Source organism: Amycolatopsis sp. NPDC045836, from assembly GCF_056431745.1.
Window position 1 is genome coordinate 385,006 of sequence record NZ_JBWKKF010000005.1, and the last position, 22,400, is coordinate 407,405.

The window sequence follows — 22,400 nt, forward strand, 5'->3', positions numbered from 1 at the left end:
CGGTCAGAGCGGTGGCTCCACCCGGTGCCGGGTGTACCGCTCGTAGGCGCCGGCCAGTTCGAACAACAGGGGTTCGGCGAACGGCCTGCCGAGCAGTTCCAGGCTCGCCGGCAGGCCGCCGGTGTAACCCATGGGCACGGCGATGGCGGGGAAGCCGGTGTTCTCGCTCCACCTGGTGAAGACGCCGCCCTGCTCGACGCCGATCGGTTCCGGGGTGCGCGTCGCCGAGGCGTACCCGATGGCGTCGAGCCGTTCCCGGCCCATCAGGGCCAGGGTGTGCTCGCGCAGCGAGTCACGCGCCCGCAACGCGTTCTGGTAGTCCAAATTGGAATCCAGGGAAGCCGGGTCGATCTCGATCTCCCGGTCGAAGGCTTCCTTGGCGTACGGGGTGTAGGCGCCGGAGGCGTGCAGTTCGGCGAACGAGCGCACCGGCACACCCGGACCGGCCGCCCGCAGGTAACCGGTCAGGTCCCGGTTCGCCTCGAAGGTGATCACCGGGGAAGCACCGAGCAGCGCCCGGTCCGGGGCGGGCAGGAACACCACCGCGGCACCCCGTGCACGCAGGTCCGCCGCCGCGCGGTCCAGCAGGGCCAGCACGCCGGGATCATCCGCGCCGAACAAGGTTAGTCCACTTCGGACGATACCGATGCGCTTGCCGGCCAGGGAACCGTGCCCGGCGTGCCACGGGTAGCCGCGGCCGGGCAGCCGGGCGGTGGTGGTCGCCGGATCGGCCGGGTCGGGACCGGCGACCAGTTGCAGGCCGGTGGCCACGTCGGCCACCGTGCGGCCCAGCGGGCCCGGGGTGTCCTGCGTCAGCGCCCGCGGCATGGTGCCCGCCCTGGACACCAGGCCCACGGTCGGGCGCACGGTGACCACGCTGGTGAACGCGGCCGGGATGCGCAGCGAGCCACCGGTGTCGGTGCCGAAGGCCAGCGGGGCGTAACCGGCGCTGACCGCGGTGGCCGGGCCACCGCTCGAACCGCCGACCGTGCGCCCGGTGGCGTAGGGGTTGCGCACCGCGCCTCCGAGCGAGCTGACCCCGTACACCGCGGCGGCGAAGTCGTCGAGATTGCCCTTGGCCAGCACGATCGCGCCACTGCGCCGCAGCCGGGCGGTCACCGTCGCGTCCGCGTGCGGCTGCCAGCAGGCGAACAGCGGGGAGCCGCCGGTCGTCGGCAGCGCCGCGGTGTCGATGTTGTCCTTGAGCACCACCGGGACGCAGTGGGCCGGTGGCAGGGGCCCGCCCCGGTCGGCGTCCTTGGCCCGCGCCTCGGCCATGGCGTCCGGGTTGACGGTGAGCGCGGCGTGCAGCGCGGGCCCGGTCCGGTCGAGCGCGGCGATGCGGTCCAGCGCGTCCCGGATGACGTCCGTGCAGCTCAGGCGGTGCTGGGCGAACGCGCGGTGCAGTTGGGCCAGGGTCAGCGCGTGCGGTGGGGCCGCGGCCGCCGGTGGTGCCACCAGCAGCACCGCGAGCAGGGAGACCACCAGCGTCCACCCGTATCCCTTGACCGGCCGCTCCCGCCGTGCCCACGATGGTGCTTCCCCCGAGCGACGGGCAGGTGACAGGGACATGGCACTCCTCCGCCGATCGGGCCTGGTCTTCCTGGTGCTGCCGCTGCTGTGCGCCAGTACCCCCGCGGTCGCGGCGCACCCCTTCGATCCCACCACGTACGTCAATCCGCTGACCGGTACCGCCCCCGGTGACCCGGAGCTGAACGCCAAGATGGGCGAGGGCTGGGGCAACGGCAACACCCATCCCGGTGCCACCCTGCCGCACGGCATGACCCAGTGGAGCCCGCACACCCCGAGCGCCCCACCGGGCGGTTACGCCCACGAAGACACCGCGATCACCGGTTTCGGCCTCACCCGCGAATCGGGAGCGGGCTGCCCGATGTACGGCGACGCACCGATCATGCCGGTGCCGGAGCCACCCGCGGTGTCCCCGGCCACCGACCCCGCCCGCTACCACAGCGCGTTCGGCCACGACGAGGAACGCGCCGCACCCGGCACCTACGACGTCCGGCTGGCCACCGGGATCGAGGTGCGCCTCGCCGCCGCGTTGCGCGGGGGCACCGGAGCGTTCACCTTCCCGGCGGGTGCGGACCCGACGCTGCTGGTCGACGCCGGTGGCAGCGCCAACGGCGCCCAGGCCGCGAGCGTGCGCGTCGTCGGCGACGACACCCTGGCCGGGCAGGTCACCAGCGGGGGCTTCTGCGGTGCCCCCGCCACTTACACGCTGTACTTCGCCTACCGGTTCAGCCGCCCGTTCCACGCCCACGGGACCTGGTCCGGCGAGACGATGACCCCGGGCGGGCGGTCCGCCGACGGCCCGGAATCCGGCGGCTGGGTCACCTTCGCCGAGCACGACGTGGAAGCCGCCGTCGGGATCTCCTTCACCGATGCCGCAGGTGCGCTGACCAATCTCGAAACCCGGTCGCACCCCGAGGTCGCCGCCGCCGCGCACCGCGCCTGGCGCACCGAGCTGGGCCGCGTCCGGGTGGCCGGCGGCCGTGCCAAGGACCTGCGCACCTTCTACACCGCGCTGTACCACGTCATGCTCGGCCCGAACGTGTTCAGCGACGCCGACGGCCGGTACCGCGGCTTCGACGACCGGGTGCACCACGTGCGGCCGGGGCGGCTGCAGTACGCCAACTCCTCCGGCTGGGACACCTACCGCACGCACCTGCAGCTGATCGCGCTGCTCGACCCGCGGCGGGCCTCGGACATGGCGCAGTCGCTGGTCGACGCGGCCACGCAGAGCGGCTGGCTGCCGCGCACCTCCTTCGCCAACCGCCACACCGGCCTCATGGCGGGCGACCCGTCGAGCCCGCTGCTGGCCGGGGCGCACGCGTTCGGGGCCAGGGAGTTCGACACCACCGCGGCACTGGCGGCCATGGTCCGCGGCGCCACCGTGCCCGGCGACCCGGCCGAGGGCTACGTGCCGCGGGAGGGCCTGCGCCACTACCTGGACCACGGTCACCTGCCGATCGGCCTGCTCGAGCGGAGCGGCGCGGCCGGGATCACGCTGGAGTACACCACCTCGGACTTCAGCATCGCCCAGTTCGCCGCCGCGCTCGGCGACTCCGGTACCGCCGCGGAGTTCACCCGGCGCGCCCAGAACTGGCAGCACCTCCTCGACCCGGGAACCGGTTCGCTCGCGCCCCGGCTGACCGATGGCTCGCTGCTGCCCGAACGCAGCCCGTCCCGGATGACCGGCTGGGTGGAAGGCAGCCAGGCGCAGTACGCCTGGATGGTGCCGTACCAGCTGGCGGGCCTGGTCACCGCGGCGGGCGGCCCGGAGGCGGCGGTCGCCCGGCTGGACGACCACTTCGCCGAACTCAACGAGGGCTCCCGTTCCCGGCACGCCTTCCTCGGCAACGAACCGAACCTCGTCACGCCGTGGGCCTACCACGCCGCGGGCGCGCCCTGGCGGACCCAGGAGGTCGTGCGCCGCGCGCAACGGGAACTGTTCTCCGCGTTGCCGGACGGGTTGTCCGGCAACGACGATCTCGGGGCGTTGTCGGCCTGGTACGTGTGGACGGCGCTGGGGCTGTTCCCCGTCATCCCCGGCCGGGCCGAACTGGCGCTGAGCACGCCGTTGTTCGGCAAGGCCGTGCTGCACCGCGGTTCCGGGCAGGTGCTGGTCATCCGCGCTCCCGGGGCGGCGGAGGCGGGCTATGTCCACGGCGTGACGGTGAATGGCCGCCCGCACGACCGCGGTTACCTCGATCCCGGGTTCAGCCGAACCGGTGGGGTGCTGGACTTCCGCCTCGGCGACACCCCGCGGCAACCCTGGACGGATGGGCTTCCCAGCTTCTCCGGTGGCCAGGCGCCGGTGGCCGGTGCGGTGGCCCCGGCGAGCGCGGCAGCGGGCGGCGAGGCTCGGACGCACCTGCGGTTGCAGGGCTTCGCCGAGCAGCCGGTCACGGTGAACTGGGCGCTCGACGCCTTCGCGGACCTGACGGTCACCCCGTCGTCCGGGAGCGCCACCGTGCCCGCGGGTGGAACTGTCGACATACCGCTTTCCGTCCACGCCGACGCCGGGGCGGCCGAAGGCTACCGCCGCGCTCCGCTGCACCTGTCCACAACGGACAAGATCCCCGCGCCGACGGCACGCCTGGTCGTCGCTCCACCGGAGAGCGTGCTCCGGGTGGCGGACAGCCTCGGCACCAGCGCCGACGACGCTCCCGAACGCGCCGACCTCAACGACTACGGCGGCAGCTATTCGGCCACGCAGCTGGCGGCGGACGGTTTCACCCCCGGTGCCGAGGTAGTCCGGCACGGCGTGACCTACCGCTGGCCCGCCGCCGCGCCGGGGGAGCCCGACAACGTGGTGGCCCACGGCCAGACCATCGCCGTGCCGGGCGCGCGACCCGGTGCGCCGGTGCTGGGCTTCCTCGGTGCCGCGCTCGGCGGGCACGGGCAGGGAACCGGCACGGTCACCTACACCGACGGCACCACCGCCACGTTCACGCTCGCCTTGTCGGACTGGACGCTCAAGGGCGGCAGCGTGCCCGTGCTGCCGGGGAACGAGGTCGCCGCCGACATGCCGTACCGAAACCACCCGGACGGTCCCGACGACACCCGCACCTACCTGTTCCACACCGCTGTTCCGCTGGACCCGGCGAGAACGGTGGCGAGCGTGACCCTGCCCGCCGACGTGACCGACCGGGACCTGCACGTGTTCGCGATCGGAGTGGGCGGATGACCTTCCTGCGGCTGGCCCTCGCCCTCGTCCTGCTGGCCGGACCGGTTCCGGCCCCAGCGGCGGCGGTCTCGATCCCGGCGGTCTTCCCGGTGCCGCAAACGATTGCGGTCCGGGGGAAACCGGTCGCGGTACCACCGGTGGTCTCGCTGAACACCGGCACGACCACGGATCCGGCGACGCTGACCGAGGTCGAAGCCGTCCTGCGGGACCTCGGGGTGCGTGAGATCCGCCGCGACCGCCCGGCGCCGCTGACCGTGTGGCTGGGCACCCCGCAGGAGAACCCCGGTGCCGCGGATGCCTTGCGGTGGCTCGGGGTGGCGGGGCCGGAAGGGCTGCCCGCCGAGGGATACGTGCTGGTGGCCCGGCGGAGCACCGTGGTGCTGTCCGGGGTGGACCCCACGGGCACCTACCGGGCGGTGCGGACGCTGCGTCAGCTCGCGGCTGACCGGTTGCCCGCGGTCGAGGTGCGGGACTGGCCCGCGCTGGCCTGGCGCGGGCTCGTCGAAGGGTTCTACGGCCCCGCGTGGACCACCGCCGACCGGCTGGCCTACCTGGACCTGGCCGCCACCGCCAAGCTGAACAGCTACGTCTACGCCCCCAAGGACGACCCGTACCACCGGGAACGCTGGCGGGAACCGTATCCGCCGGCCCAGCTCGCCGAACTGGGCCGGGTCGCCGAGCACGCGCGGGCCCGGCACGTCCGGTTCGTCTTCGCCATCTCACCCGGCCTCGACATCTGCCACTCCGCACCCGCCGAACTGGACGCGCTCATCCGGAAGGCCGAAGCGCTGTGGCAGTTCGGCGTCCGGGACTTCGCGGTGTTCTTCGACGACATCGGCGGCGGCCTGCACTGCCCGGAGGACGAACTCCGGTTCGGCGGCGACCCGGCACCGCTGGCCGCCGCGCAGGCCCACCTGCTCAACGAGGTCCGGCGGGTGTTCCCCGGCCGCCTGAGCACCGTGCCGACCGAGTACACCGGGGTCGGCGGATCGGGGTACCAGCGGCGGTTCGGCGAGCTGGTGGCGCCGGAGGTGCTGGTGTACTGGACCGGGCCGAGCACCGTGCCCGCCACCATCACCGGCGACGACGCGGCGAAGGCCGCCGACGTGTTCCGCCACGACCTGCTGCTCTGGGACAACTACCCGGTCAACGACTACGAACCCCGCAGGCTGTTCCTCGGTCCGCTGACCGGGCGGTCGCCGGACCTCCCGGAACACGGCGTCGCCGGGCTGACCGCGAACCCCATGCCGCAGGCGCGGCCGTCGGCGCTCGCGCTGCTCACTTCGGCCGACTACAGCTGGAACCCGGCCGCCTACCAGCCGTCGAAATCGTGGCACCGGGCCATCGGGCAACTGGGCGGCCCGGCCGCGGACGCGTTGCGCGTCTTCGCCGACGCGGCCCGGTCCTCACCACTGGACCCGGCCGAGGCACCCGAGTTGGCCGCGTTGATCGAGGCGTTCTGGGCGGATCCCGGTGGCCCCGCCGGAACCGCGCTGGCGGACCGGTTCGCCGGACTGGCCGCGGCCGGGGGACGACTGCGGGAAGGCATGCCCGATCCGGAGTTCGCGACGCAGGCCGGGCCGTGGCTGGCCAAGGCACGCTGGTACGGCGTGGCCGGGCAGGCGCTGACCGAAGGGCTGCGTGCCGAACTGGCAGGCGACGACACCACGGCCTGGCGGCAGCGGGTGCTCGCCGACCGGGCCGCGCGCACCGCGAGCGACGTGTACGAGCAACTGGCCGCCGGGGTGGTGCGGCCGTTCCTGGAGCAGGCCGTGGCCGCCAGCCGCGTGGTCACCCTGGCCGCCGGGCCGGAGCACGCGCTCACCGCGTCCGTGCGAGCCGGGCGGACCCCCGTCGACCGGGTCGAGTTCTACAGCGGGGACGAGGAGATCGGCCGGGACACCACCGCGCCGTACGAACTGGACTGGGCCCCGGAACCCGCCCGGCACGTGCTGACCGCGCGGGCCGTGGCCGCCAGCGGTGAGGTGGTGACCTCCGCCCCGGTCCGGCTGACCGCGGGAGACCCGCCGCCCGCGTTGCTGCTCACCGGGACCGAGCAACCGGCGGCCGACGAATCCGTGCGGCAGCGGCTGGAACACCTCGGCTTCCCGGTGGTCGCCGTGCCCGCGTCCGCGGCCACCGAGGCGGACGCCGCGGGCAAGGCGCTGGTGGTGGCGCCGTCCACCATCGCCTCCGGTGATCTCGGCACCAAGTTCCGCGACACCCCGGTACCGCTGCTGACCTGGGAGTCCTTCGCCTTCGACGACCTGGGCATGGCGGGTGCGGTCGGCGAGACGTGGCGGGTGGACCGGCTGCTGATCACCGAGGCCGCCGGACCGCTGGCCGGTGGGCTGACCGGGGAGCAGATCGTCTACAAAGGACCGAACCGGCTGCGCTGGGGCGTGCTGCCGGACACCGCGGAGCGCGCGGCCACCCTGCCGGGCCACCCGGAGCAGGTGGCGTTGTTCGGTTACCCGCCCGGCACCCCGATGCTCGGCGGCACCGCCCCGGCTGCCCGCGCCGGCCTCTTCCTCGGCGACGACGGCCTGGACCCGGACGTGGTCACCCCGGCCGCGCTGCACCTGTTCGACACCGCGGTCGAATGGGCGGTACAACGCCAGCCGGCGGCCGTGGTCAGGCGGTAACGCTCGCCGCGTAGGAATTTCCCCACTCTTCGAGCCAGCCGACGATGGGGCGCAACGATTCGCCCAGTGCGGTGAGCGAGTATTCGACGCGGGGCGGCACTTCCGCGTACACGGTCCGCGTGACGATGCCGTCGGCTTCGAGTTCACGCAACACCCGCGTGAGCGTTCTCGGGGTGACTTCGCCGAGGGCGCGCTGCAGTTCGCCGAAGCGGTGCGTGCGCGTGAGCAGGTAGCGCACGGCGCTCAGCTTCCAGGCGCCGCCCAGCACGGCGATCGACACCTCGACGGGGCAGACGTCGAGCGCTCCCCGCACCGGATCCCGCATGTCGCTTTTTCCTCACTATCCGAAACGTCAGTATGTGCCGCCAATGTGCGTACTTGTGGGAAGCGTAGCGCCTTCTTAGGTTGACCGGTGGCAGTCGAACCACCGGCAAGGAGACACATGCACGCCCTCGTCGTCCTCGCACACCCCAGTGCCAACTCGCTCAACGCGCGCTTGGCCGAGGTCACCGCGAAAGCGCTGGAGGACACCGGATACGCGGTGCTGACCTCGGACCTCTACGCGATGGGCTGGAACCCGGCCGTGACCACGCACGACTTCGGTGCCGCCGCGGACGCGGGCCGCCCCGTCGCGGACCAGTCCGCGGCGGCGTTCGCGAGCGGGGACCTGGCTCCGGACATCCTCGCCGAACAGGACAAGCTCCGGCGTGCGTCGGTGGTGGTCTTCCACTTCCCGTTGTGGTGGTACGGGATGCCGGCGATGCTGAAGGGCTGGTTCGACCGCGTTTTCGTCAAGGGCTTCGCCTTCGGCCTCAAGGACGCCGGCGGCCGGACCCGCAAGTACGGCGACGGCGGCCTGGCGGGCAAGCGCGCCCTGACCGTGATCACCGCGGGCGATCGGGCCACCGCCTTCGAGCCGCGTGGCCTCAACGGTGCGGCGGAGGAACTGTTCTTCCCGTTCCTGCACGGCATCTTCTTCTACACCGGGATGCACCCGCTGCGACCGCACCTCGTCGCGGGAGCCGACCGCCCCGGCTGGGACCGGTTCGAGCCGGAGGCGGAACGGCTGCGCACCCGCCTCACCGGTCTCGACGCGGAAAGCGCGATCCCCTACCGAGCCCTGGCCGACGGGGACTACACCGGTGACCGCCGGCTCCGTGCCGGACTGGCGCCGGGGGAGAGCGGCTTGAGCATTCACCGCAAACCGGAAACCGCCTGACCGGAAGTGGACAATCCCACCCTGGTTCCGGGGGCCTTCGCTAATCTGTGGCCCGTCACCGCGTTGTTCATCATTTGATGCACAACGGCAGGACGGCTGAGGCGATAATGTCCCGATCGGCCGTCGGGGCCGAGGTCGTTCGTCGGGAGGGGAGCCCGTGGCGCCGCTGACACCGGCTTCCTACCGCACCATCGTCGTGGTCGACGTCGTGGGCTTCACCGCACCCAGCCGGATACTCCACGACCGCCTCGCCGTGCGCCGGGGCATGTACGAGGTGCTCAGAACGGCGCTGACCGAAAGCGGCGTCGCCTACGACGCGTGTGAAACCGAGGACCGCGGTGACGGGGCCCTGATCGTGTTGCCGGACGGCAATTCCAAGCTCGCGATCGCCGACCGGCTGCCCGAGCGCATCGCGGTGGAACTGCGCCGGTACAACTGGACGCACGTGCCGCAGGCCCAGATCCGCCTGCGCGTCGGGGTCAATTCCGGGGACGTGCGGTACGACGGCAAGGGGTGGGTCGGCGACGCGATCGACACCGCGTTCCGCATCCTGGACGCCCCGCAGGCCAAGGAGGTCTTCGCCGAATCCGACCGGGCGGTCGCGTTCATCTCTTCGCAGCGGTTCTACGACGAGGTGATCGCGCTCGACCCGGGATTGGCGCCCGATTCCTACACCCGGATAGCCGTTTCGGTGAAAACCTTCACCGGAATGGCTTATCTGCGCCTGCACGGTGAACTCACGCCGCCGAACCGGACCCCCGCGCCGGCGGAGGCCCGGTCGCCGGATGAGGTGAACAGCGTTGTCCTGGAGGTCGTGCCGCACCAGGACCTGGCGGAACTGCGTCAGCACCTCACCGGGTTGGCCGTGCCCCAACTGCCGATGGTGATCAGCCGGGCGCTCGGGCCGGCCATCCCCCTGCCGCGCCTCGACGGCATCACCGACGCGTGGGACGCCTTCCAGCTGCTCGCCGACTTCAACGCCGGCCCGGACGGCATCCCGCCGTCGATCACCTTCCTGCGCCTGCTCGCCGAAGGTGCCGGTGGGGAGGCCGAAGCCGCCATCGGGAAGTGGCTCGGGAACCAGACGCGCCGCCTGCGCCTCGGCACCGCGTTCGGGGCGCAGCGGCAGCTCCGGCCCCCGCTGCCCGAGCACCCGCTGCTGCACCTGATGATCATGCTGGAACCCGTTCCCGCCGAACCCACCCGCTGCACGCTGGCCTTCTGGCGCCAGGACGATCCGGCGGTGTGGCCGCCCCCGCTCGGCGGCGTGCGGGAAATCGACATCGACGAGATCGAATACCGGGTCGACGAAGTGGTGCTGGAAGCCGAACGGGTCTGGTCGGACCAGAGCATCTCCGCGGCGGTCGAATTCCTCCTGCCGCGCGGGCTGATCGACCTGCCGGTGCAGCGCTGGGCCAAGGAGCACGCCACCGGCCAGCCGGAGCCGCTGCGCTACGGCTACCGGCTCGGAATCCGTTCGCTGGAACGGATGCGGTCCAAGCACTGGCACCGCGCGTGGCACGTCCGCTGGGAATCGATGCTGAAGGACCCGTCGCCCGATCGGCTGCACTACGCGGGTTGCCCGGAATTCGGCGAGCACCCCATCGACGCCGTGCTCAGCGACGCCCACTGGGTCGGCCTGGTGCTGGCGGAACCACCGCCTCCCCGGCCGCGGCCGGGCGACGCGCCGGACGAGCTGACCAGTGCGCTGCGCGGCGGGTTGCCGGTGGTGCTCTGGCACCCGGAAGCGGATCCGGCGAGCCTGCGGGAACTGCTCGACTGGGTGCTCGCCGCCGAGGGCGGCTTCATCGACCTGCCCGAACGCCGCAAGCTGGCGAATTCCCGCCCAGCGGCACCGTTCCAGCATTCGCTGGCCCAGGATCTGGTGGTAATGTGGGAAGATCCCGAAAGGCTCATCGTTCTCGACCAGCCGTTGATCCCGACCCGGCAGTGAGGGGATACCGCGGATGAGCGTGAACGAACAGGACACGCCCTTCGCCCCGGTCCGGGCGGCGCGGTCCGAACCACCCGACTGGTGGATCTACCGCGGTACCGGCAGGCCCATGCACGACATCGACCTGGCCGCGCTCCTGCCCGCTCCGCCGCCGTGGCGCGCCTACCGGGGCGGCCCGCTGCCCGAGCGCGACGTGCCCCCACCGGACGACGGCGAGGCCGAACGCCGGCTCGGCACCGCGTTCACCTTCTCCGAGCAGGAAATCGACCCGAACGAACTCAACCTGGTCAACGCCGCGCTCTACCTGCGCCGCCCGCTGCTGGTCACCGGAAACCCGGGCACCGGCAAATCCAGCCTGGCCTACCGCATCGCCCGCGAACTCGGCCTCGGCCGGGTGCTGCGCTGGGCGATCACCAGCCACACCACACTGGCCGAAGGGCTGTACGGCTACGACGCGATCGGCCGGGTCCAGGCCGCCGCCACCAGCCAGGCCCAGCTCGGCGGCGAAGGCGAGGAACCGCCGATCGGCGACTTCGTCCGGCTCGGCCCGCTGGGCACCGCTTTCCTGCCCACCCGGCTGCCCCGCGTGCTGCTGATCGACGAGCTGGACAAATCCGAGGCCGACCTGCCGAACGACCTGCTCTCGATCTTCGAAGACGGCGAATTCACCGTCGAGGAACTGACCCGCGTGCGCCACCGGCACCCCGAAGTCACCGTGCACACCGCGGATCCGCAGCGCTCCGCGGTGGTGCGCGACGGCCGGGTCGCCTGCCACGCCTTCCCGGTCGTGGTGCTGACCAGCAACGGCGAACGCGAGTTCCCGCCCGCGTTCCTGCGCCGCTGCCTGCAGTTGCGGATCGAGAACCCGGACGAGGAGCAGCTGGCCGCGATCGTGGCCAGCCACCTGGTCGACGAGCGCGGCGAATTCCGCGACACCCTGGTCCGCGAATTCGCCGAACGCAGCAAGGCCCAGGGCGGGCTGCCCACCGACCGGCTGCTCGACGCGGTGTACCTGGCCACTTCCGGTGCCTACCAGCCCGATCGCGAGGCGTGGCCGCGATTGGTGGACGCCCTCTGGCAACGGCTCACGGTGCGGTGACGTGGGCAAGCCGGCCGATGTCCCCGAGCCGCGCTCCGCCTCGGCGGCGGAGCCGGCGGCCCGCGGCGCGCCGAGGCCGGGGCAGCGGCTCGAACTGGGTGAGCTGAGCTGGACCGAGGTCGCCGACGTCGTCTGGCTGGCCGCGGCGATGAGCCCCGGCGGCACCACCACCGAACCGGAACCGCGGGCGGAACCGGAGCCGGTGTTCGACAGCGGTCCGCTCCCGGTCCGGCCCTCGCCACCCGAACCGCGGGAACGGGCCCCGGCGCCGGAGCCCGAACGGCGCCTCCCGCCGAGCACCGCCGTTCCGGAGCCCGTGCCCGGTTTCGCCGCCGCCGAATCCCGCGAACCGGCCGAAGACGGCACCGGCGAGGTCACCCTGGCCGGGGGACTGGATTACTTCCGTGCGCTGAAGTCACTGAAGCGCCGGACGGCCGCACCACGCCACCGCGAGGTGGTCCTGGACGAGGAGGCCACCGCCGTCCGCGCCGCCGAGACCGGGCTGTGGTGGCCGGTGACGCGGTCGAAGGAGGAGCGCTGGCTGGACCTGACGCTGGTGCTGGACAACGGCCCGTCGATGACGTTGTGGCGGCCGCAGGTCTCCGCCTTCGTCGAAGTGCTCGAACGCCTGGGTGCGTTCCGCTCCATCCAGCTCCGCCTGCTGGAAACCGCCAAGGCCAACGGCGAAGACACCCTGGTGCTCCGCGGTGGTACGCCCGGTGCGCCCGCCCGCGACCCCGGCGAGATCCTGGACCCGTCCGGCCGGCGTGCGGTCCTGCTGCTGACCGACGGCGTGAGCGACGCGTGGCAGCGGGAACTGCTCTACCCGATCCTGGCCCGCTGGGGCCGGGCCATGCCGGTGAGCATCGTGCACCTGCTGCCGCAGTGGCTCTGGGGGCGGTGCGGGCTCAGCCAGCGCCGGGCCCGGCTGCACGTGCCGGGGGCGCTGACCCCCAACAGTCGCTGGACCTGCGAACCGACCGACGCCTGGCTCGATCCCGCACCGCCGCGGCCCGCCGTGCCGGTGCCGGTGCTCGAACTGCAGCCGCGGTGGCTGGCGTGGTGGGCCAAGCTGATCACCGCCGAGCACCCCGGCGCCGTCGAAGGCACCGTCGTGCTCGCCACCGACCGCGCCGAGGAAGTGGTGGAGTTCCGGCGCCCGCCCGAGGTGCCCTCACCCGGCGAACGGGTGCACCGGTTCCGGAGCGTGGCGTCACCGCCGGCGCTGCGGCTGGCCCAGTTGCTCGCGGCGGTACCGGTCCACCTCGACATAGCCCGCGTCATCGGCAGGAGATTCGTGCCGGAAGCGGGACTGGCCCACCTCATCGAACTCGTTCTATCAGGGATTTTGTCCACTCGGACGCCGGCGGAAGAACGGTCCGCCTGGCAAAGTGGTGAGGTTTTCACGTTTCCCGGAGAAGTGCGGGAATTGCTGCTGTGCGGTGCTCGCCGTTCCGAGACGGCTGATGTGGTTCGATTGGCGGCCACCCATTTCAGTGAACGGCTTCCGGTGCTCGGCCGCCTGCGGGACGCCATCGCCGACCCGAACAACACACCGGATCCCGTACTTACCCTCGAGTCCCCAGCCGATGTACAATTGGAGAGCGCAGTCATGCGCGCGCTGTCAGGCCCCTATCTCTCCAGGGGGGATCGCCTGCGTAGCGCGGCAAGCTTGTGGCACGATTCCGCGATGCCCGGTGCTAAAACGATAAACCCTGCGAGCCCCCCGATGCGCGAGACAGCTGAGCGTCCTCCCGACTCCACTGATCCGGTGCAGGGGCACTCGCCCGCCTCCGACGATTCCGGCCTGGCCGAGTCGGTGACCCGCCCGATCACCCACCCCTTCGCGCCGGGCGCGGTGGCCGGTTTCCCGGCCCGCCAGCCCGATGACCCACCGCAGATCTGGGGACCGGTCCCGCCGCGCAACCCGAACTTCACCGGCCGGGTGGAGTTGCTGGACCAGCTGGGCAAACGCCTGCGCAGCGGTACCACCGCCGTGCTGCCCTCGGCCTTGCACGGCCTCGGCGGCATCGGGAAGACCCAGATGGCCGCCGAGTACATCTACCGCCACCTGCAGGACTACGACCTGGTGTGGTGGATCGACGCCACCCACACCACCCAGATCAAGGCCGGGCTCACCGATCTGGCCGGGGCACTGGGCCTGCCGGGGGCGGCGGAGGCGAACATCGCGGTGCCCGCGGTGATCGAGGCCCTGCGCACCGGCCGCCCGTTCCGCCGCTGGCTGCTGGTCTTCGACGCCGCGGAAAGCCCGGAAATGGTGCTGCCGTTCTTCCCGCGGAACGGTCCGGGGGAAATCCTGATCACCTCCCGCAACGCCGACTGGGCGGGTATCGCCCGTCCGCTGGAACTGGCGGTGTTCAAGCGGGAGGAGAGCATCGAACTGCTGGGCCGCCGTGGCCCGGAGATCGACGCCGGCGACGCCAACGAACTCGCCGAGAAGCTGGGCGATCTGCCGCTGGCCGTCGAGCAGGCGGCGGCCTGGCGGGCGGTGACCGGCATGCCCGTGCAGGAGTACCTGCGCCTGTTCGACGATTCGGTGGCGGAAATCCTCGACACCGCGGCGGCACCCGACAACGAGGTGTCGGTGGCCGCGGCGTGGAACGTTTCGTTCGAAGAGCTGAAGACCCGCAATCCGGCGGCCCACCAGATCCTGCACATCTGCGCCTTCTTCTCCCCGGAACCCATTTCCCGTGACCTGCTCACCGGGGTCAGCCGGGTGTCCATTTCCCCGGAACTCGACGCCGCCCTGCGCGAGCCGATCAAACTGGCCCGCGCCATCCGCGACATCAACCGGTACGGGCTGGCCAAGATCGACCACGGCAGCAACACCCTCCAGCTGCACCGCCTGGTCCAGCTGGTGCTGCGGAACCGGGTGATGGCCCCGCAGGTCCACGCGCAGATGCAGCACGGCGCGCACCAGCTGCTCGCCGCGCTCGACCCGAACGACCCGGAGTCGAGCAGGCACTGGCCGCGCTACCGCGAACTGCTGCCGCACGCCTACGCCGCCAACGTGCTGGACTGCGACGACGGCTGGCCACGGCAGCTCTACATCAACCTGATGCGCTACCTGTTCGAATACGGCGACCACGAGGAAGCCGCCCGGCTCGGGCTCGAGGCACGCAAGCGGTTCACCGAAACCCTGGGGCCCACGCACCCGCAGACGCTCGACGTCTCCGCCCGGCTCGGTCTCTACCTGTGGGCCGTCGGCCGCTACGCCGAGGCCGCCGAACTCAACCAGCGCACCCTCGCCCTGCGGTTGCAGGTGTCGAGCGAGGAGAACGAGGAAACCTTCACCCTCCAGCGGAACATCACCATCGACCTGCGTGCCGAAGGCGACTTCGCCGCGGCCACCAAGCTGAGCGAAGAGATCTACCACAAGACCAGGCGCATGTTCGGCGAGGACGATCCGGAAACGCTCAACGCCGCCTACCAGCACGGGATCAGCCTGCGGCTCTCCGGCGCCTACCGGGCCGCCGCGGAACTGGACGAGGACACCCACCGGCGGCGCGTCGAGGTGCTCGGCCGCGACCACACCCGCACGCTCAGCACGAACAGCGCCCTGGTGGTGGATCTGCGGGAGGCCGGTGAGTACGGCCAGGCCCGGGTGCAGCAGGAACGGCTCACCGAAAGCTTCCGGGCTCGTTACGGTGACGAGCAACTGGACTTCGTCGTCAACTCCTTCCTGCTTTCGGTGGCCAGGAGGAAGGACGGCGACCACGCCGGTGCGCTGGAGCGGTCCACCCACGCCCTCGGCCGGTTACGGCTGTCCTACGGGGAGAACCACTCCACCACCATGGCCTGCGCGCTGGCCCACTCGATCGATCTGCGGCACTCGGGTGACCTGGCCGAGGCGAAGAAACTCGGTGAGCAGACGTTCGAGCGGTACCGCGGCGGTCTCGGCGAGCACCACCCCCACACCCTGGCGGCCAGCGTCGACCTGGCCGTGACCCTGCGGCTCCAGGGTGACGCCGCGGGCGCACGCGTGCTCGACGAGCGCGCGCTGGAGCACTTCCGGGCGGGCATCGGCCCGGACCACCCCTACGCGGTCATCACCGCCGCCAACCTGGCGAGCGATCTGGCGGCGCTGGGTGAGCACGGCAAGGCGATCGAACTGGGCCGGGACGCGGTCGAACGCGGTCGCCAGGTGCTCGGTGCGGACCACCCGACCGTGCTCGCCGCCGCCCACAACCTGGGGCTGGACCTGCTCGCCGCCGGGCACGCCGAAGAGGCGGTCCCCTTCGGCCAGCCGATCCTGGCCAAGTACCGGCGGGTGCTCGGCGAAGCACATCCGGGCACGCAGGCGGCAGGCCGGGGAGCCCGTGCGGACTGCGACATCGACCCCATGCTCATGTAGCGCTCAGTCCGGGACGAGCTGGCCGAGCCAGGAGGCGAGGTGCTCCACGGCGGGTGGCTGTGGTGTGGTGGCCCGCAGGTGGCGGTGCACCGCGCGGACCAGTTCCGGGCAGTGCAGCAGGGCGCGGGCGGCCGGGTGGGGGCCTCGTGCGGAAAGCGCGAGGCCGAGCCCGGCCAGGGCCGCCGGGCGATCCGGATCGATGGCCAGCTCCGCGCGGTAACCGTTGGCCGCCTGGGCGAACTGGCCGGACGCGTAGGCGAAGTCGGCAGCGGTGGCGCCGGGGACCATCGAGCACAGCGCCGGTGAACCGTCGACGACGAGCCGGACGAGGTCGGTCCTGGCGTGGGACCAGGACCCGTCCGGCACCGGTGTGGGCGGCAGGTCCGTGGTGGTGACGGTGGCGGGTGGCCGGGGGCGGCCACGCTGCCAGGCCGCGGCCAGCTCGGCGACGAGGGCCGGGTCCGGGCGCAGGTGGCGGGCGCGCCAGCCGGCGAGGTGGTCCCGGCTGGCGGCCTCCGCCAGTTCCCTCGCCTCGGCCGGTACCGCCTCGTCCTGCCAGGCACCGAGGCGTTCGGCGATGCCGTCGAGGAAGCGGCGCCCGGCCCCGGTCAGGGTCGCGTCCGTGTGCAGCGCCCGCAGGACGTGCCAGCTCTGCCTGCGCCAGTACGCGAATTCGAATCCGGCCCGCCGGAGCACACCGGCGGCGGACAGGGCGCGCCAGAAGGCGGTGACGCCGAAGAAGGCGTACAACCCTTGCAACGCGCCACTCAGCGGACGCGGGTCGTCGCGCCAGGGCACGTAGATCCGCTCGCGGGGGTCCGGTTCGTACAGTTCGACCAGGTGCAGCAGGCCACCGAGCACGATGTGCTGGAACTCGTGGATCAGCGTCCCGGCGAGGGACGCGCCATCCGCGGGCAGGCCGACCACCGCGCTGCCGAACGCTTCCCCGGTCGACGCACTGGGGTTGCGGAAGAGCACCTGTGGTTTCGGCACCAGGGAGACCAGGCCGATCGGCATGGTCCGGGCCGGGGTGGGCAGGTGGGTGGCGATCAGGCGGCAGGCTTCGTCGACCAGCCGCTGCCACTGGGCGGCTTCCCGGTCCGGCAGGCGTTCCGGCGGGATCGGCTCGTACAGGCCGCGGTACGGGTCGAGATCCTCCAGCCGAAGGGAAAACCGGTGTGTGCCGACCTGGCTGCGCACGGACCGGATCGCCCACCAGTTCGCGCTGTCCGCACCGGGGGTGACGGGCACGGTGGTGCCGGCTTCGGAGACCACGTACCCGCCCGGCACGCCGCCTACCGTGGCCCGCGAGAACGGTGCCGTGGCGGGCAGTCGCGCCATGCCGAGCGAAGGCAGCATGGCCTTGCCGTGCCACACCGGGACGGTGGTTTCGAAAGCCAGTTCCGCCCGGATCGCCGCGGCGGCCGCGATCGCGTGCACGTGGCCCAGGTGTATCCACAGTGGACCGACGCCGTCGATCCCGTTGCGGAGCAACCGGGTCGTGTAACCGGCCCAGCTGCCGGTGTACGGGTGCACGAGCATCCGGTGCACCGCGCGGGGTGACCTGGCCTCGGCGCGTGCCAGGAGTTCCCAGGCCGAGTCCAGCGGCGGTAGCGGCCCCATTGAACCCGGGTTCTTCGCGGCCTCGGTCAGCAACGCGTGGATCAGCAGCTTGCGCCGGCTCCGCTCGGCCCGGCGCAGGCGGCGGACCGGCTCCTCGCCACCTTCGAACCGGGCGAGGGCGTCGAAATCCGGCCAGGACAGGCGGTGGAAGGCGGGTGGCGCACCCGCCGGTGGTGGCATCAGTCGATCCGCTCGCCTCCGCTCGCACCTCCGCTGCGGTAACGCGCGCGGAGCTGCCGGGTGCGTTCGACCACGTGGTGTGCCGAACGGCGGAAGGCGTCGCCGTCCAGGGTGCGCAGGGTGCTCAGCGGAACCGCGTCGAGGTCGAGCAGTGCCGATTCGATTTCCGGTTCGGTGCTTGCCGAGAACGAATTCATCGTGCCGATTCCCTCCACCGTCGAACGGCTGTGAGAGCTGGACCTGCCAAGGATAACCGGAATCCGCGGAATTTTAGGCGCCGTCCGGCGGCGGGCGGCCCGCGGCCAGTTCCCGCAGGGCGTGCGGGCGGGTGATCGTGACGCGCCCGCGGGCGGTGCGGACCACGCCGAGCCGCCGGAGTCCGTCCAGGCCGCGGCTCAGCGTGCTCCGGGAAACACGTGCGAAACCAGCCAGTTCGCTCTGGTTGAACTGCAGCACGACCGCCTCGCCGGCGGGGTGCTGGAGCACCAGTTCCAGCAGCACCGCGGCCAGCCGCTGCGGGAAGTCCGGGCCACCGGCTTCCAGCCGGAGGCGGTCGGACTGCTGCAGCCGGATTGCCGCTGTGCGGAAGATTTCCTCGGCGATGCGCGGCCGGGACCGCAGCACACCGAGGAATTTCGTGCTCGGTACCAGGAGAGCGTGCACCTCGTCGATGGCCGACATCGTCGCGGTGCGGGGGAGCCCGCTGATCGGCGCCAGCTCACCGATGATCTCCGCCGGGCCGCGGGCGGCCAGCGGCGCGTCCTCACCGCGGTAGTTGGTGGCGCTGATCTTCACCCACCCGCGCTGGACGACGAACACGGCCTCCGGCGGACTGCCCTGGAGCACGAGCACCTGCCCGGGCCGCCACACCCCGCGCCGGCCCGCCTCGGTGAGGGCGGACCGTTCCGCCTCGGACAACCTCAACCACGCCCTGCGTTCCATTTGACGCACCGCCCGCTCCCTCGAGTCGCCAACATGGGTGCACGGGCACCCGCGGCCGAGGCGTTCTTCGCGTCCCAACCGTCGATTCTGCCAGGCGGCGGGTGCCTCCGACAGTGCTCGGAACGTTCGAACCGACGAAACCGGAGGTGACCGTGCACGGTCCCCAGTCGCGGACGCCGAAGGCGTTCGGGAGGAAACCGCGGGTGGTCGCCCCGCACCCGCCCCTGGTGTTCTCCGCGCACCAGGGCCCGGTGGCGAAACCGGTCCTCGGCGGGCTGGCCCTGGTGGCGGGGGTGGTGCTGGCCACCGGCGGCGCAGTGCTGTGGCCGACCGCCCTGGTGCTGGCCCTGCTGGTGCTGTGGCGCTGCTCGCGGAGGTCCGTTCGCGAGCAGCCGGTCAGGTGGCCATGGCCCGGTCGAGGATTTCCAGGCCACGGTCGATTTCGGCGTCGGTGGCGGTCAGCGGCGGAGCGATGCGGAAGGTGCCGCCCATGCCGGGCAACTGCACGATGTTCAGGTGCAGGCCCAGTTCGCCGCAGCGCCGGGTGATGGCGGCCCCCAGTTCGTCGGTGTCGCCGTCACCGGTCAGTTCCAGGCCCACCAGCAGCCCGCGCCCGCGGACGTCGCCGATCACCGGGTGCCGCCGGGCGAGCTCGTGCAGGCCGTCGCGCAGCCGGGTGCCGAGTTCGCGGGCCCGCAGGTCGAGGCGGTCGCGGGTGAGCACGTCCAGCACGGTGCCGCCGACGGCGGCCGGGAGCGGGTCGTTGACGTGCGTGGTGAAGAACAGGAAACCGCGCTCGTGGGCTTCCCGCTCGATCTCGGCGCTGGTCAGCACGGCGGCCAGCGGCAGCCCGGCGCCGAGGGTCTTGGACAGGGTGAGGATGTCCGGCACCACCCCGTCGCGCTGGAAGGCGTACCAGTCGCCGGTGCGGCACAACCCGGTCTGGGCTTCGTCGAGGATCAGCAGCATGCCCCGTTCCCGGCACTTGTCGCGCAGCGCCCCGAGGTAACCCGGCGGCAGGTCGACCACGCCGCCGGAGCTGAGCACGGGCTCGACCAGGCAGGCGGCGAGGCTGCCGACCGACTGGGCGTCGATCAGGTCGAAACCGAGGTCGAGCTGGCGCCGCCAGTCCAGGTTGCCCTCGGCGTCGACCAGGCCGGGCCGGTACCGGTCGGGCACCGGCAGGGCGAAGTTGCCGGGGGCGGCGGGGCCGTACCCGGCCCGGCCGGCGCTGTAGGTGGCGTTCGCCGCGCCCTGCGTCATGCCGTGCCAGGACCGGGCGAACGAGACGATTTCGTGCTTGCCGGTGACCAGCTTCGCCAGCCGCAACGCGGCCTCGTTGGCTTCGGCGCCGGTGGTCAGCAGCATGGCCTTGTCCAGCGGGTCCGGCAGCGTCTCGGCGAGCCGCCGGGCCAGGTCGAGCACCGGGCGGCTGAGCATGCCGCTGTAGAGGTGGTCGAGCTTGCCGACCTGCTCGCGGACCGTGGCGACGATCTCGGGGTGCGCGTGGCCGAGGATCGCGCTCATCTGCCCCGAGGTGAAGTCGAGCAGTTCGCGTCCGTCCTCGGTGAACACCGAGCAGCCCTTGGCGCGGTCGGCGAGCCACGGGCTGAACGCGCCGTGCCCGGAGTAGCGGATGAGGTGGCGAGCGACATCGGTCATGGTGCCGACGCTACGAACGAGCACCGCGGTGCGTCCAGCGCACAAAGGCACACCCGCTGTTCGACGGGACCGCACAATGGCGGGGTGCTGAACCCGTGGCGCCTGCGCCTGCTCACCCTGCTCGACAGCCTCGGCACCGTGCGCGCGGTGGCCGAAGCGCTGCACCTGAGCCCGTCGACGGTCTCCCAGCAGCTCGCCGTGCTCGAGGCCGAAACCCGCAGCCGGTTGCTGGAACGCTCCGGGCGCCGGGTGCGCCTGACCCGCACCGGTGCGGTGCTGGCGCGGCGGGGCCGCGAGATCCTGGACCGGATGGCCGAAACCGAGGCCGAGCTGCGGGCGCTGAACGACGAGCCGATCGGCACCGTCCGGCTCGGGGTGTTCCAGAGCGCGATCCACCCGCTCGCCGTGCCCGCCGCCGCCCGGCTGGCCGATTCGCACCCGCAGCTGCACGTGGAGCTGATCGAGTCCGAACCCCACGAGAGCGGTTCCGCGTTGCGCTCCGGGGCGGTCGACGTGATCGTCACGACCACCGACTACGTCGAGTTCCCGTGGGGCGGTGACCTGGAGATCGTGCCGCTGGGCACCGATCCGGTGGTGCTCGTGCTGCCGCCGGGCCACCCGCTCGCCCGGCGGCCGGTGGTGGACCTGGCCGCGTGCGCGGGGGAGACCTGGGCGTGCGACCGGCCCGGCTCGTACATGGCCGAGCTGACCACGCGGCTGTGCCGCGAATCCGGGTTCGAGCCGAAGGTGGCCTGCCGGTTCGGCAACTACCTGCTGCTGGTCGAGCACGTCGAAGCCGGGCGGTCGGTGGCGTTGCTGCCCGCGCTGGCGGTGTCGCCGGACCACGCCGTGGTGACCAGGGAGCTGACCACGCCGGTGCACCGCAACGTCGCCGTCGTGGTCCGCCGCGGCGCGGCCCCGCGGGCGGCGGTGGACGCGGTGGTGGCGGCGCTGCTCGACCACCCGGAGATCCCGGCCCTGTCCGCACCCGCCCCGGTGGCCACCTGACCGTCCACACGCGACTCCGGGTCAGGAGGAAACGGCGACCCCTTCCGGTTCGCTGCCGACCGGCACGGTGGTGGTCGTGGTGAAGGTGCCGGTGTCGATGACGGACATGGTGTCGGCCGCGGTGTTGGTGATGTAGACGTAGCTGTTGTCCGGGGCCGCCGCCGAACCCTCCGGCTGCGCCTGCACGGCGACCGTGGAACTCACCGCGCCGGGGGCGCCGGCGGCGATCGCCGGTCCGTCGAGCACCGAGACCGCGTCCGAACCGGCGTTGGCCACGTAGACCTGGCCCTGCGGGGTCACCGAAACCCCCATCGGCGCTTCCCCGACCGGCACGGTCGCCACCACCGTGCCGGTGGTGGTGTCGATCACCGTGACGTTGTCGGACCCGGTGTTGGACACGTAGAGCCGGTCGCCCGCCGGACTGGTCGCGATCCCCGCCGGGTACCGGCCGACCGGGTAGGTCGCCACCACCTCCTGCGTGCTCGTGTCGAGCACCGACACGTTCTGGGAACCGTTGTTGGTCACGTACACGCGTTCGCCGTCCGGGCTGGCCACCGGGGTGTGCGGGAAGCGGCCGACCGGGACGTCCAGCACCGGGACGTTGGTCACCGCGTCGATGACGGTCACCGTGCCCGACCCGAAGTTGGTCACGTACACGTGCGCCGGGGTGGCCGCGACGCCGAAGGGGTTGGCCCCCACCGGAACGGTGGCCACCACCGTGTGGTTCCGCGCGTCGATCACCGAAACGGTGTCGGCCAGTTCGTTGGTCACGTAGACGCGTTCGAGCGCGGGCAGCACGCCGACCCCGACCGGTGAGTCCCCCACCGGGATGGTGGTCACCACCTCCTCGTGCCGGGTGTCGTAGACGGTGACGTTGTCGGACCCGGTGTTGGCCACGAAAACCTGGACCCGCGGCGGGTAGCGGGTGGCGCCCGCGGCGGACGGGAGCAGGAGCAGGCACAGGACTCCGGTGGCCACGAGACGC

At 72.3% G+C, this 22,400-nt stretch carries 14 protein-coding genes; 7 read left to right on the forward strand and 7 right to left on the reverse strand.

The window, feature by feature from the left end:
• Positions 1 to 3: 3 nt before the first annotated feature.
• On the reverse strand, positions 4 to 1,572 hold the full coding sequence (locus AC07EG_RS11620; protein ID WP_478252985.1) for an amidase: 1,569 nt from the start codon (positions 1,570 to 1,572) through the stop codon (positions 4 to 6).
• On the opposite strand from AC07EG_RS11620, the gene AC07EG_RS11625 reads away from it, so the two are divergent.
• Together AC07EG_RS11625 and AC07EG_RS11630 are read left to right on the forward strand one after the other, a co-directional pair.
• Positions 1,571 to 4,708: a GH92 family glycosyl hydrolase gene (locus AC07EG_RS11625; RefSeq protein ID WP_478252986.1), complete on the forward strand. Its 3,138-nt coding sequence runs from the start codon at positions 1,571 to 1,573 to the stop codon at positions 4,706 to 4,708. The two genes, AC07EG_RS11620 and AC07EG_RS11625, sit on opposite strands and share 2 nt — an antisense overlap.
• Positions 4,705 to 7,353, forward strand: coding sequence for a beta-N-acetylglucosaminidase domain-containing protein (locus tag AC07EG_RS11630; protein WP_478252987.1), 2,649 nt, complete (start codon positions 4,705 to 4,707; stop codon positions 7,351 to 7,353). The genes AC07EG_RS11625 and AC07EG_RS11630 overlap by 4 nt, the downstream gene beginning before the upstream one ends.
• On the opposite strand, the gene AC07EG_RS11635 is transcribed toward AC07EG_RS11630, so the two are convergent.
• Positions 7,343 to 7,678, reverse strand: coding sequence for a winged helix-turn-helix transcriptional regulator (locus AC07EG_RS11635; RefSeq protein ID WP_478252988.1), 336 nt, complete (start codon positions 7,676 to 7,678; stop codon positions 7,343 to 7,345). The genes AC07EG_RS11630 and AC07EG_RS11635 overlap by 11 nt on opposite strands.
• A gap of 117 nt (positions 7,679 to 7,795) precedes the next feature.
• Here AC07EG_RS11635 and AC07EG_RS11640 point away from each other — a divergent pair, with 117 nt between their 5' ends.
• From AC07EG_RS11640 to fxsT, 4 genes are all read left to right on the forward strand, one after another.
• Positions 7,796 to 8,572 (forward strand): NAD(P)H-dependent oxidoreductase, encoded by a 777-nt coding sequence (locus AC07EG_RS11640; protein ID WP_478252989.1) that lies wholly within the window; start codon positions 7,796 to 7,798, stop codon positions 8,570 to 8,572.
• Between the two features lie 157 nt (positions 8,573 to 8,729).
• Positions 8,730 to 10,526 carry a VMAP-C domain-containing protein gene (locus tag AC07EG_RS11645; RefSeq protein ID WP_478252990.1) on the forward strand — a complete coding sequence of 599 codons (1,797 nt, stop codon included), beginning with the start codon at positions 8,730 to 8,732 and terminating at the stop codon, positions 10,524 to 10,526.
• 13 nt (positions 10,527 to 10,539) lie between these two features.
• Complete coding sequence (locus tag AC07EG_RS11650) at positions 10,540 to 11,625, forward strand: AAA family ATPase (RefSeq protein ID WP_478252991.1); 1,086 nt, start codon at positions 10,540 to 10,542, stop codon at positions 11,623 to 11,625.
• Position 11,626: 1 nt separating this feature from the next.
• Positions 11,627 to 16,000 carry an FxSxx-COOH system tetratricopeptide repeat protein gene (gene fxsT, locus AC07EG_RS11655; protein WP_478252992.1) on the forward strand — a complete coding sequence of 1,458 codons (4,374 nt, stop codon included), beginning with the start codon at positions 11,627 to 11,629 and terminating at the stop codon, positions 15,998 to 16,000.
• A 3-nt stretch (positions 16,001 to 16,003) separates the two neighbouring features.
• Here the strand turns inward: fxsT and AC07EG_RS11660 are convergent, their stop codons facing one another.
• The 4 genes from AC07EG_RS11660 to AC07EG_RS11675 form a co-directional block, all read right to left on the reverse strand.
• On the reverse strand, positions 16,004 to 17,803 hold the full coding sequence (locus tag AC07EG_RS11660; protein ID WP_478252993.1) for an HEXXH motif domain-containing protein: 1,800 nt from the start codon (positions 17,801 to 17,803) through the stop codon (positions 16,004 to 16,006).
• Entirely contained in the window at positions 17,803 to 18,000 is a 198-nt protein-coding gene (locus AC07EG_RS11665) for a hypothetical protein (protein ID WP_478252994.1), read from the reverse strand. Before AC07EG_RS11665 ends, AC07EG_RS11660 begins: the two co-directional genes overlap by 1 nt.
• A gap of 73 nt (positions 18,001 to 18,073) precedes the next feature.
• Positions 18,074 to 18,745 (reverse strand): Crp/Fnr family transcriptional regulator, encoded by a 672-nt coding sequence (locus AC07EG_RS11670; RefSeq protein ID WP_478252995.1) that lies wholly within the window; start codon positions 18,743 to 18,745, stop codon positions 18,074 to 18,076.
• A gap of 396 nt (positions 18,746 to 19,141) precedes the next feature.
• Complete coding sequence (locus tag AC07EG_RS11675; protein WP_478252996.1) at positions 19,142 to 20,407, reverse strand: aspartate aminotransferase family protein; 1,266 nt, start codon at positions 20,405 to 20,407, stop codon at positions 19,142 to 19,144.
• Positions 20,408 to 20,491: 84 nt separating this feature from the next.
• Here AC07EG_RS11675 and AC07EG_RS11680 point away from each other — a divergent pair, with 84 nt between their 5' ends.
• A complete protein-coding gene (locus AC07EG_RS11680; RefSeq protein ID WP_478252997.1) occupies positions 20,492 to 21,415 on the forward strand; it encodes a LysR family transcriptional regulator in 924 nt (307 codons plus the stop codon).
• Between the two features lie 21 nt (positions 21,416 to 21,436).
• Here AC07EG_RS11680 and AC07EG_RS11685 read toward each other — a convergent pair whose 3' ends face one another.
• The gene (locus tag AC07EG_RS11685; protein WP_478252998.1) at positions 21,437 to 22,393 is read right to left on the reverse strand and encodes a YVTN family beta-propeller repeat protein; all 957 of its coding nucleotides are present in this window, start codon (positions 22,391 to 22,393) and stop codon (positions 21,437 to 21,439) included.
• Positions 22,394 to 22,400 lie beyond the last annotated feature (7 nt).

Bases quoted from the DNA above. Each gene is read 5' to 3' on its own strand.
- AC07EG_RS11635 (WP_478252988.1), bottom strand. From the start codon at position 7,678: ATGCGGGATCCGGTGCGGGGAGCGCTCGACGTCTGCCCCGTCGAGGTG.
- AC07EG_RS11650 (WP_478252991.1), top strand. From the start codon at position 10,540: ATGAGCGTGAACGAACAGGACACGCCCTTCGCCCCGGTCCGGGCGGCG.
- AC07EG_RS11630 (WP_478252987.1), top strand. From the start codon at position 4,705: ATGACCTTCCTGCGGCTGGCCCTCGCCCTCGTCCTGCTGGCCGGACCG.
- AC07EG_RS11675 (WP_478252996.1), bottom strand. From the start codon at position 20,407: ATGACCGATGTCGCTCGCCACCTCATCCGCTACTCCGGGCACGGCGCG.
- AC07EG_RS11660 (WP_478252993.1), bottom strand. From the start codon at position 17,803: ATGCCACCACCGGCGGGTGCGCCACCCGCCTTCCACCGCCTGTCCTGG.
- AC07EG_RS11640 (WP_478252989.1), top strand. From the start codon at position 7,796: ATGCACGCCCTCGTCGTCCTCGCACACCCCAGTGCCAACTCGCTCAAC.
- AC07EG_RS11665 (WP_478252994.1), bottom strand. From the start codon at position 18,000: ATGAATTCGTTCTCGGCAAGCACCGAACCGGAAATCGAATCGGCACTG.
- AC07EG_RS11670 (WP_478252995.1), bottom strand. From the start codon at position 18,745: ATGGAACGCAGGGCGTGGTTGAGGTTGTCCGAGGCGGAACGGTCCGCC.
- AC07EG_RS11620 (WP_478252985.1), bottom strand. From the start codon at position 1,572: ATGTCCCTGTCACCTGCCCGTCGCTCGGGGGAAGCACCATCGTGGGCA.
- AC07EG_RS11625 (WP_478252986.1), top strand. From the start codon at position 1,571: ATGGCACTCCTCCGCCGATCGGGCCTGGTCTTCCTGGTGCTGCCGCTG.